This is a genomic window from Hydrogenovibrio sp. SC-1, from assembly GCF_002848135.1.
In the GTDB taxonomy this organism is placed as follows: domain Bacteria; phylum Pseudomonadota; class Gammaproteobacteria; order Thiomicrospirales; family Thiomicrospiraceae; genus Hydrogenovibrio.
In genome coordinates, this window is the sequence record NZ_PKGB01000015.1 from 42,783 (window position 1) to 53,466 (window position 10,684).

The following is a 10,684-nucleotide window of genomic DNA, read 5'->3' on the forward strand; positions in this document are numbered from 1 at the left end:
GGATGAAGCCGACGCTTTAAAGGTTTAAAATAGCGCAAAAACGACCAGGCCTGGTCGTTTTTAAATGAAATGGAATCGACACTATGCAAATTCTTAAGAATCTTTTTGCCTCACAGCTACCTGAAACGGAACAAGCTTTACTCTCTCAAAGCTTGCAGTCGTTAACGTTTGAAAGCTTAGCTGAGGGCAGCTTCTCAGAAAAAAACATTGAATCCGCTCACTTAAAGAAAGGTCAGCTGAAACTAAAACTAAAATTGCCTTTTGCCGCTAAAAGCTTATGGCCTTCTATCAGCCAAAAGCTTCAGAAACAACTAACCGATCAGTCTAACGTCATTGAATCAGTCAGCTGTGATTTTCAAACTGAAATTGTTGCCCACTCGGTCCAAGGATCCATTCAACCCCTGTCCGGAGTTAAAAATATTATTGCCGTCGCCTCTGGCAAAGGCGGGGTTGGCAAATCCACCACCAGCGTTAACCTGGCTTTGGCATTGCAAAGTGAAGGGGCCAACGTCGGAATATTGGATGCCGATATATATGGCCCAAGCATTCCAACCATGCTTGGCGTTAATGACAAACCTGAAACCAAAGACGGCAAGTCGATGGAACCCATCTCAGCCTACTCACTTCAGCTGATGTCAATTGGCTTTCTGATTAACCCTGAAGATGCGATGATTTGGCGAGGCCCTATCGTGACCTCAACCCTAGTTCAACTGCTGAAAGAAACCAACTGGGCTGATTTAGATTATCTGGTTATTGATTTACCCCCCGGCACTGGGGATGTTCAATTGACCTTATCGCAACAAATCCCTGTTACAGGCTCAGTCATTGTCACCACACCTCAAGAGGTTGCGTTGATTGATGCACGTAAAGCACTGCAAATGTTTAATAAAGTCAATATTCCTGTGTTGGGCGTGGTCGAGAATATGAGCACACACATCTGCGGACAATGCGGGCATGAAGAAGCCATTTTTGGCCATGATGGCGGGATGCTATTGGCAGAAGATAATCAGGTCGATTTTTTAGGCGCCCTACCTTTAGATGCTCGGATTCGCCAAAATATGGATGTCGGCGAACCCACCGTCATTAACGACCCTTTAGGGGAACTCAGTCAAAAGTATCATGCCATCGCCACACAGGTTTCAAGCGCTATCGCGTTAAAACGCAAAGACTATGGCCATGCTTTTCCCAATATTGTGATTGAAAGTAACCCCTAATCGGAAAATAAACGCCCTTTAGGGGGCGCTACTACCTTGCATCATTTGCATGGCTTTCTGACGCAAAGTTTTTAACTTTTTCATTTGCTCTTCTAAGCGAACTAATAAGGATTGCCCAGATTCTCCGGACTGTTCAATAGCCTTGCGAAGGCGAACTTGTAGTGCTTCTGCTTGCTTTTGAATGTCTGGGTTTTGAAAGGCTGCTCTTTGTCGTTGCTGAAAGGCCTGCTGTTTCGCTTGAAAGTCTGATATCTGTTGCTGTGTCGGCTGTTCTTTTGTGTTTTGATATTTCTCAACCAATTGATTTAATGCTGCCAGCTCTGATTCGGCATTATAGTCATCATCTGACATTGCCTGCGCAATGCTTTTTTGTAAATCATCTCGTTGAGATTTTAGCTTTGGATTATCTTGATAAACTTTTTGCTGGATTTTTTGTAATGCTTGTTGGGTTTGTTGCAATGACTGTTGAACTCGCTGAAGCTCCATCATCATTGCTTTTTGCTCATCATTCAGTTTCGGCATTGCATTTTGAGCTGCAGGTGGTTGGGCCTGCAACGTCATGGGCGTCAACACCCACATCATGCTCGACAGGACACTCAATAATAGCGCTTTTTTTAACAACATAAAAATCCTTTTTATACTCAACGAATCAACTCAAAATACTTTTAGGCTAACCCATTCAAACAATTAACATAAATAAAAGTGAAACCCTATCATAATCATATTTAAAGTAAAAGCATTGTTTACTCACAACAGTTAAAAACGACTCACCTAGCCAAAGAGATACTGCCCATTATTTTGATAAGGGGATTTCAACTTCAATCGAATTTACATTCACCTTATTTTCATCGACTTGAACGCCTAGTTTGAACTGAGTTGAGTTTTCAGTCGCACCTAACTCTAAACGATGGCCTTGTTTATCTCGTCCCTTATAGCCATATTCCAATTCAAGCGGTGATGGTGGCGACTTAGGTAACGTGCTATTCTTCTCAGTCGCTGCTGACTCGATTATGTCGTCGACCAGTATAGGGCCCTCTTCACGGCCATCCTCTACTGGCGCAATATTCAGGTTTAAAGGTTTCGAGATAGGCTCTGATACGGTTCGATTTGCTTCTTCATCTGTCTTTGCTGGAGCAGTCATCCGCTCCTTAGCTGGTGGATGCATCTCAGCTGGATTCACTTTTTCTGATGGGGCATTGACTGTTTTGTATGCAACCCAAACCGCACACATCATCACTAGGGCGCCCAGAATCAAGATCAAACGTTTCCAAGCAATAAAACGGCCTTGCGTATTGGGCTGATTAAAGAGAGAAACCGCCATTCTAATTTACCCCTAAAGCTAAACAACTCACCTAAACAAGCGTGAAATGATTAGAATAATAAGCCTAGCATTGTTATAGACGCTTTAAGGAATTGCAAGAAATGTTTAGTATTGAACAATGGGCTTTATTGGCCTACGGAATCAATTTACTGCTGGTATTAAGCATTTTATTTTTTATGCTCTATCAACGTCGTTCACCGCAAAGCCTAACAACCTGGGGACTGACACTATTTCTATTGCCTTTTTTCGGAGTACTATTATATTTAGTATTAGGTTCACGAAAATTACTCTATAAAAAGAATAAACCCAATATTTTATTACACCCTTTAGAATCGCCACCCTCCAATCCCTCATTTCACGCACCTTTGCCCAGCGCCATTACACAGTTACTCTATGCCAACCAAATAGACAGTGTCACTTATCACAACACGATTGCCTTTATTGCAGAACCAGAGGAAGCCTATCAGCAATTGCTAAAGGCCATTCATTCAGCCAAAACCGCTATCTATATTGAAACCTATGTATTTGAATTGGATGAAACAGGACATGCCATATTAAATGCTCTGACTGAAAAAGCCAAACAAGGGGTCGAAGTTCGCATATTATTCGATGCGGTCGGCACACTTAATCTATATTTAAACGCACGCTCTTTAGCCGAATTTAAACGCGCTGGTGGGCGTTATGGCTTCTTTCAACCGCTTTTCAAAGGGTTTTTAAGCCGACAAATGAACCTTAGAAACCACCGAAAAATCTTTATTTTTGATGGTCAAATCACCTTTACGGGTGGTATGAACCTCTCTCAAGATTATATGGGACAAACAAGCTCCTCAGAAAGACCTTTTTGGATTGATACCTTATTTAAAATAAAGGGTGCCAGTGTCAACCATCATCAAACCATCTTTATGGAAGATTGGTTTTATACCAGTCAAGAAAGACTAACGCCAATCGCGCAAGATTCAAGTCACCAAATCGACCACAACCATGCCACCTCTATCACAACCATTCCCTCGGGACCCGATATTAATAGTGATGCACTATTTGAAAGTTTTTTGCTCAGCATTCATGCCGCACAGAAAAATTTAATTATCGCCAGTCCCTACTTTATTCCAGATAGTGCGATTATGAATGCACTCATGATGGCGCTCAAACGGGGGGTCAATGTCTGCTTAATCACCAATCAAACGTCAGACCACCTCATATTTGACCTAGGAAGCGCCTCCTTTATTAGACAGCTTTTGGAAGCCGGCGGAAACGTCTACTGCTTCCCATCTCGAGTTATGCATGCTAAGTTAATGATCATTGATCAGCAAGCTGCTTTTTTTGGTTCGGCCAATCTGGACTACCGTTCTTTGTTTTTAAATTATGAAATCAGCCATTTTGTATCTGATTCCCAACTGATTAAAACCTTAATGGAATGGGTTGAAATAAAAATACAAGAAGCCGAGACTTATCAACCTTCTCAGCACAAAGTCCATCGTTTTTTTGAAAACCTCACCCGAGTCTTTGCGCCGCTGTTATAGGAGCAGGTTGTTTAAATGTATAAACCCAAGCTCACACCCCTATCAATCCCTTCAGCAACAGCAAGGTTTTTACCCAACCCTTTTCGGTTAATCGTCTGGAACTGCCATAAAGTCAATTTTGATCGCCACCATCATCAACCCATTGAAAAGCTATTAAACATACCTGCGCCTCAGATCCTCTCACTTCAAGAAGCGACCTTAACCCCAGAACAACCGCACTTTTTTCAACTTCCATACATCATGACACCGAATATTCAAACCACTAAAAATCTCTATGGTGTACTCACCGCGTCGTCTCACCATTTCTATCCATTACGTCAACAATTGACAAAAAGTCGAGAGCTGGGCTTTTTAACCTATAAAGCCTCTCTTATCACGCTTCACCCACTATCAAGCGGTGAGATACTCACCCATTTAAATATTCATGCCATCAATTTCGTACCCCATTTGCTCTTTAAGCGCGAAATCGAAGCCATTAGAGCGCTTTTAGAGCAACTAACTGGCCCAATGATTTTAAGTGGCGATTTCAATACATGGAATAAAAAGCGCGTTGCAACCCTATTTAATTCTATGGGTGCCTTAGGTTTAAAACGCGTAACGTATCCAGATGAACGCCCTATTAAAACCTTAAACCGCCAACCCTTAGATTATATTTTTTATCGCGGATTAGAAATCGATTCAGCACAAGCGATGCGGGTACCTAATATCTCAGACCACAACCCCTTGATTGTCGATTTCAAACTTAACCAATAAGCAACAACTTATATCCAATTTGTTTATTGGGTAAAAAAGAGGGATAATGGCCACAAAATCATAGTTTGAGAATTATCCTCAAATCTAAATAATTACTGAACCCTCTCAGCCTCTCATGTTGCTTAAGGAGATCGCCATAATGAAAATACGCCAGCTCTTTGATTACGAAACTTGGACCTATACCTACCTTATTTGGGATGAAATCACCAATGAAGCCGCTGTCATTGACTCAGTAATCGAAAATGCCGAAAGAGACGAAAAGCATATAAAAGAACTGGGGTTAAACATAACATACCTGCTTGAAACTCACATTCATGCCGACCACATTACGGGTGCAGGAAAATTACGACAGCAGGTTGGTGGACAATTGGTTGTCCATAAAAATTCAAATTCTGAGTGTGCGGATATTTTAGCCGAGGAAGGTGATATCTTTTATTTAGGGCAGCAACCCATCCGAGTCATCCACACGCCCGGGCACACCAATAATGACATTAGCTATCATATCGAAGGTGCGGTTTTTACTGGAGACACTCTATTGGTCAGGGACTGTGGACGAACCGACTTTCAACTCGGAAATAACCAGGCCATGTATCAATCTATAACAGATAAATTATTTAGTCTCCCCGAAGATACCAAAGTATTCCCGGCACACGACTATAAAGGGTTTAGTCAAAGCACGATAGGAGAAGAAAAGAAATTCAATGTACGAGTTGGTGATGGGAAATCTTTTGAGGATTTTTCTACCATTATGGACAACCTCAACCTACCCAACCCCAAACGAATAGATATTGCCGTCCCAGGTAATATGAAATGTGGGTTAGTCGATTAATAACCATTGAGCCAAGCCTATGCTTGGCTCAAATCACATTACTGAAGCCAACAACCGCCTAAGCAACCTCGATGACTTCCACTTTATACTCTAAAGTTTGGTTTGCTAAAGGGTGATTACCATCTAAATAGACCTTATCTTCATCAATATCAACAATTCTAAATTGAATTGGATTGCCATCTGGGTCTTCTGTTTCAACGACTTCACCGACTTCTAATTCAACCTGATCATCAAAATTTTCAGGCGCCGCAAACACAACCAAATCTTCGCGCGTCACCCCATAAGCCTGCTCCGGTGGCAAGGTTACTTTTGCCTCAAACCCAGGCTCTTCACCTTCAAACAAGGTTTCGAGTCCCTCAATAATATCGCCATCGCCATGGACATAATGTACTGGCTCCCCATCAAAAGTTGAATCGATCAACTCCCCTTTGTCATTTCTTAGTTCATAATGGAAGGTCACTTCGCTGCCTTGTTTAATTCTCATACTTTTTGCCTATCAATTGCATTAAAATATTGTTTGGTACTTATTTTACCTGAAAACCCTCACTGGATTACGAGAGAAAAACCCTCTATGCGTCAAATTGTACTGGATACTGAAACCACGGGATTCGATCCTAAAAATGGCGACAAAATTATTGAAATTGGTGCCGTTGAGCTCTTTAAACGAAAACTAACGCACAATAACTACCACCAATATATTCAACCAGAACGCGAAGTGCCGATGGATGCTATTGAAGTGCACGGTATCACCAATGAATTCTTGATCGACAAACCCATCTTTGCCGATATTGTGGAAGCATTTATGGAGTATGTGTCAGGTGCTGAGCTTATCATTCACAATGCCCCCTTCGATGTTGGCTTTATTAACCATGAATTATCTCAACTTTCTAATAATCATTGGGGCAAAATTGAAGACCATTGCACCATTACTGACAGCCTAAAAATTGCCCGTAAATCCTACCCTGGCCAAAGAAACTCACTAGACGCACTTTGTAAGCGATTGGGCATCGATAACAGTAACCGCACATTACACGGTGCCTTGCTTGACTCGGAAATCCTTGCCGATGTCTATTTAACGATGACGGGTGGACAAACCGACTTAATGCTCACCAAAACCGAAAACACCTCCAAAAATCTGACTAAAACGGATTTTGAAAAACCCAAAGGTCCTTTAAAAGTCATTCGTGCAAATGCAAATGAACTGGTTGCACATCAACAAAAGTTATCAGAACTCAGCAAAGCAACCTCAACGCAAATTGAGTGGTAATCCGCGGTAAAATTCGGCCAGGCCTGGCTGAATTTGCTATAATTCTTCTAATTTTTAAGCGGCATTGCACAGCAAATTCATAACTTGAACAAAAAGATGAATACCCCTTATCAAGTTGAATTTTGCGACCTAAGCGAAGCAAAATGACGCCCGCACTAACCATAACCACTCAATATCGGTTATAAACTAGTCAATCAATTACAAGAAGACACAAAACCATAATGGAAAAGCATTTTAATCCTCAATCTATCGAAACTAAGTGGTACCAAATTTGGGAACAAAGTGGCTATTTTAAGCCGCAACAAAGCTCAACAGGCCAAACTTACAGCATTATGATCCCACCGCCCAATGTGACAGGAAGTCTTCATATGGGGCATGCTTTCCAAGACACCATTATGGATACTTTAACGCGCTACCACCGAATGAAAGGCGACGAAACATTATGGCAACCAGGAACAGATCATGCCGGTATCGCAACCCAAATGGTGGTTGAAAGACAACTAGCTGCTCAAGGCTTAAGCCGTCATGATTTAGGACGCGAGGCCTTTACCCAAAAAGTTTGGGAATGGAAAGCGCAGTCAGGCGGTACTATTACCCAACAACTCCGAAGATTAGGCGCTTCTCCAGATTGGAGTCGCGAAAGATTCACCATGGATGAGGGCCTATCCAATGCTGTCAAAGAAGTCTTTGTCAAACTCCATGAAGAAGGTTTAATCTACCGCGGCAAGCGCCTTGTTAATTGGGACCCAATTCTACATACTGCCGTTTCAGATTTAGAAGTCCTCTCTGAAGAAGAGATGGGCAGCTTATGGCATATGCGTTATCCATTATCAGATGGCTCCGGCTATTTAGTTGTCGCCACCACTCGCCCAGAAACCTTGTTTGGAGATCAGGCTGTTGCCGTACACCCAGATGATGAACGCTATCAAAGTTTAATTGGCAAAACCATTACCCTTCCTTTAGTGGGGCGTGAAATCCCAATCATTGCAGACGACTATGTCGATATGGAATTTGGAACCGGTTGCGTCAAAATCACCCCAGCTCACGACTTTAATGACTACGAGATGGGCAAACGTCATAATCTACCAATGCTCAATGTCATGACCATCGATGCGGCTATGAACGATGAAGTTCCGGAAAAGTACCAGGGACTTGATCGCTATGAAGCAAGAAAACAGGCTGTTGCCGACTTAGAAGCAGCCGGCTTAATGGATAAAATTGAGCCACACAAGCTCATGGTGCCACGTGGAGACCGCACTCATGCCGTTATTGAGCCCTTCCTAACTGATCAATGGTATGTTGCAGTACAAGAATTAGCCAAACCCGCCATTGATGCGGTTAAAAACGGCGATATTCAATTTGTCCCTAAAAATTGGGAAAACACCTATTTTGAATGGATGAACAATCTTCAAGACTGGTGTATTTCACGACAGATCTGGTGGGGGCACCGTATTCCAGCTTGGTATGATGACCAAGGCAATGTCTATGTTGCCCGTACCGAAGCAGAGGTTCGCAAAAAATATCAACTATCCGATACTGTCACTCTACAACAAGACAGTGATGTTTTGGATACTTGGTTCAGTTCAGCGCTTTGGACCTTTTCAACCCTCGGTTGGCCGGAGCAAACAGCCGAATTAGCAAAATTCCACCCAACCTCCGTTTTAGTCACTGGCTTTGATATTATTTTCTTCTGGGTTGCCAGGATGATTATGATGACCCTTAAATTTACGGGCCAAGTTCCCTTTAAACAAGTTTATGTTCATGGTCTGGTTCGGGATGGCGAAGGTCAAAAAATGTCCAAATCGAAAGGGAATGTATTAGACCCGATTGACTTGATCGATGGCATTGATCTTGAAAGCCTTGTAACCAAACGAACGTCAGGCATGATGCAACCAGAAAAGGCTGCTCGCATTGAAAAATCAACGCGAAAGCAATTTGCAGAGGGTATTGAATCTTATGGCACCGATGCTTTACGGTTTACCTTTGCTTCTCTGGCTTCAACCGGCAGAGACATTCGATTTGATCTTAACCGATGCGAAGGCTATCGAAACTTCTGTAACAAATTATGGAATGCCACTCGATATGTACTAATGAATACCGAAGGTAGAGACACAGGGGTTGATGAGAAACTGCCTTGTACCCTTTCTCTCGCTGACCGTTGGATTATTTCAAAAATGCAAGCTGTTGAATTAGAAGTGGCAAAGCATTTTGATCAATATCGTTTTGATTTGGCTGCTAATGCACTCTACGAATTCACGTGGAATGAGTATTGCGACTGGTACCTTGAGTTAGTCAAACCTGTACTGAATTCTGACACGGCAACCCTAGATGCGCAGAGAGGCACCCGAAAAACCTTAGTACGTGTTCTCGAAACGATTCTAAGACTGCTGCACCCAATTACTCCTTACATTACCGAAGAAGCTTGGCAAAGTGTTGCTGGCCTAGCTGGCAAGGATGGTAATACCATCATGCTACAGCCATATCCAAAATCAGACGATGCATTAATCGATACCTATGCAGAAGCTGAATTGGAATGGGTTAAACAGTTTATTATGGGAATTCGCAAAATTCGTTCAGAAATGGACATAGCGCCCAGTAAAAAGTTAGATATTCTCTTATCAAATTTATCGACACAAGATAAAATTTGGTTGGAAAATAATACCCATTCTTTAAACAGTTTAGCTAAACTAAATCACATCACGTTACTGAATGAAACTGATGAAGCACCTGAATCAGCGGTGGCACTTGTTGGAGAAATGAAAATCCTGATACCGATGGCAGGGCTCATTGACAAGGATGCTGAACTGAAACGCCTAACAAAGGAAATCAATCGATTAGAAGGCGATATAAAACGATTCTCAGGTAAATTATCCAATGAAAATTTCGTTGCTAAAGCACCAGAAGCAGTTATTGCAAAGGAAAAGCAAAAGCTCGAAGATTCAGAAAAAGCACTTACTAACCTAAAGGAACAGTATGAAAAAATTAGTCAAATCTAACCACAGCATTCTACCCCTATTAACTATCAGTGCTCTTCTGACAACATTAGCACCTAGTGTTCAAGCAGAATCAGAAGCTGGCGGCTACACGAACTATGTAACGGATTCTATTGAAATACCTTTTAGAAGTCAGCCAGGTTACAAATACAAGATTCTAAGAATGCTACGCTCTGGTAGCAAAGTCACTGTTGTTGAAGTGAATGAAGATGGTTGGGCAAAATTGCTCTATAATCACCGAGGTGAAGATATCGAAGGTTGGATGCCATCCATTCTACTGCAGGCACAGCCCATAGCGAGAGAGAAAGTTGCAGATCTAGAGAAAAAGGTCGCCTATGTTGAAAAGCAACTAAATCAAATCAAGCTCGAAAAACAAACATTGCAAAGCCGATTTAATGAAACGGATGAATCTCTAAAGTCTGCAAAGAAAGTCAATTATGAGCTGGAAAAACAGCTTGAAGAAATCAAAAAACTCTCAGGCAATGCCATCCAACTTAATGAAGATAACCGTCAAATGGCACAGCACATTCAAAAGCTTGAAAATGAAAACACCATTCTCACTGAACAAATTGACCAATCTGAAGATGTTGTTAAGCGCCAATGGTTCTTAACCGGCGGTGGTGTACTCCTACTCGGCTTAATTATTGGGCGCTTATTCAGAATGCCTGGCCGTAGAAAATGGAATACACTCTAACACAAGAATAAGAAGTAAAAAATCATCTTAGCCCGCTCAAATGCGGGCTTTTTTGTACAGATCAACCCTTGATTGTGTAGATATTGATATAGA

At 41.9% G+C, this 10,684-nt stretch carries 10 protein-coding genes; 7 read left to right on the plus strand and 3 right to left on the minus strand.

The annotated features are described in order from the left end of the window. Window positions 1–83 precede the first annotated feature (83 nt). Window positions 84–1,214 carry an iron-sulfur cluster carrier protein ApbC gene (apbC, locus tag CYQ88_RS08835; RefSeq protein ID WP_101840991.1) on the plus strand — a complete coding sequence of 377 codons (1,131 nt, stop codon included), beginning with the start codon at window positions 84–86 and terminating at the stop codon, window positions 1,212–1,214. 18 nt (window positions 1,215–1,232) lie between these two features. Here apbC and CYQ88_RS08840 read toward each other — a convergent pair whose 3' ends face one another. Both CYQ88_RS08840 and CYQ88_RS08845 read right to left on the minus strand, forming a co-directional pair. Next, window positions 1,233–1,838 (minus strand): hypothetical protein, encoded by a 606-nt coding sequence (locus tag CYQ88_RS08840; RefSeq protein WP_101840992.1) that lies wholly within the window; start codon window positions 1,836–1,838, stop codon window positions 1,233–1,235. Between the two features lie 169 nt (window positions 1,839–2,007). Continuing rightward, the gene (locus CYQ88_RS08845; RefSeq protein WP_101840993.1) at window positions 2,008–2,535 is read right to left on the minus strand and encodes a hypothetical protein; all 528 of its coding nucleotides are present in this window, start codon (window positions 2,533–2,535) and stop codon (window positions 2,008–2,010) included. Between the two features lie 101 nt (window positions 2,536–2,636). Between CYQ88_RS08845 and cls the strand changes: the two genes are divergently transcribed. The 3 genes from cls (at window position 2,637) to CYQ88_RS08860 (ending at window position 5,637) form a co-directional block, all read left to right on the plus strand. After that, complete coding sequence (gene cls, locus CYQ88_RS08850; protein ID WP_101840994.1) at window positions 2,637–4,055, plus strand: cardiolipin synthase; 1,419 nt, start codon at window positions 2,637–2,639, stop codon at window positions 4,053–4,055. Window positions 4,056–4,070: 15 nt separating this feature from the next. After that, window positions 4,071–4,808 (plus strand): endonuclease/exonuclease/phosphatase family protein, encoded by a 738-nt coding sequence (locus CYQ88_RS08855; RefSeq protein WP_101840995.1) that lies wholly within the window; start codon window positions 4,071–4,073, stop codon window positions 4,806–4,808. 139 nt (window positions 4,809–4,947) lie between these two features. After that, window positions 4,948–5,637 (plus strand): MBL fold metallo-hydrolase, encoded by a 690-nt coding sequence (locus tag CYQ88_RS08860; protein ID WP_101840996.1) that lies wholly within the window; start codon window positions 4,948–4,950, stop codon window positions 5,635–5,637. Window positions 5,638–5,695: 58 nt separating this feature from the next. On the opposite strand, the gene CYQ88_RS08865 is transcribed toward CYQ88_RS08860, so the two are convergent. Beyond that, window positions 5,696–6,121, minus strand: a complete 426-nt coding sequence (locus tag CYQ88_RS08865) for a peptidylprolyl isomerase (RefSeq protein ID WP_101840997.1) — start codon at window positions 6,119–6,121, stop codon at window positions 5,696–5,698. Between the two features lie 87 nt (window positions 6,122–6,208). On the opposite strand from CYQ88_RS08865, the gene dnaQ reads away from it, so the two are divergent. The 3 genes from dnaQ (at window position 6,209) to CYQ88_RS08880 (ending at window position 10,591) form a co-directional block, all read left to right on the plus strand. After that, a complete protein-coding gene (gene dnaQ / locus CYQ88_RS08870) occupies window positions 6,209–6,904 on the plus strand; it encodes a DNA polymerase III subunit epsilon (protein ID WP_101840998.1) in 696 nt (231 codons plus the stop codon). Window positions 6,905–7,125: 221 nt separating this feature from the next. Beyond that, window positions 7,126–9,900: a valine--tRNA ligase gene (locus tag CYQ88_RS08875; RefSeq protein ID WP_101840999.1), complete on the plus strand. Its 2,775-nt coding sequence runs from the start codon at window positions 7,126–7,128 to the stop codon at window positions 9,898–9,900. After that, window positions 9,878–10,591, plus strand: a complete 714-nt coding sequence (locus CYQ88_RS08880; protein WP_101841000.1) for a TIGR04211 family SH3 domain-containing protein — start codon at window positions 9,878–9,880, stop codon at window positions 10,589–10,591. Before CYQ88_RS08875 ends, CYQ88_RS08880 begins: the two co-directional genes overlap by 23 nt. Window positions 10,592–10,684 lie beyond the last annotated feature (93 nt).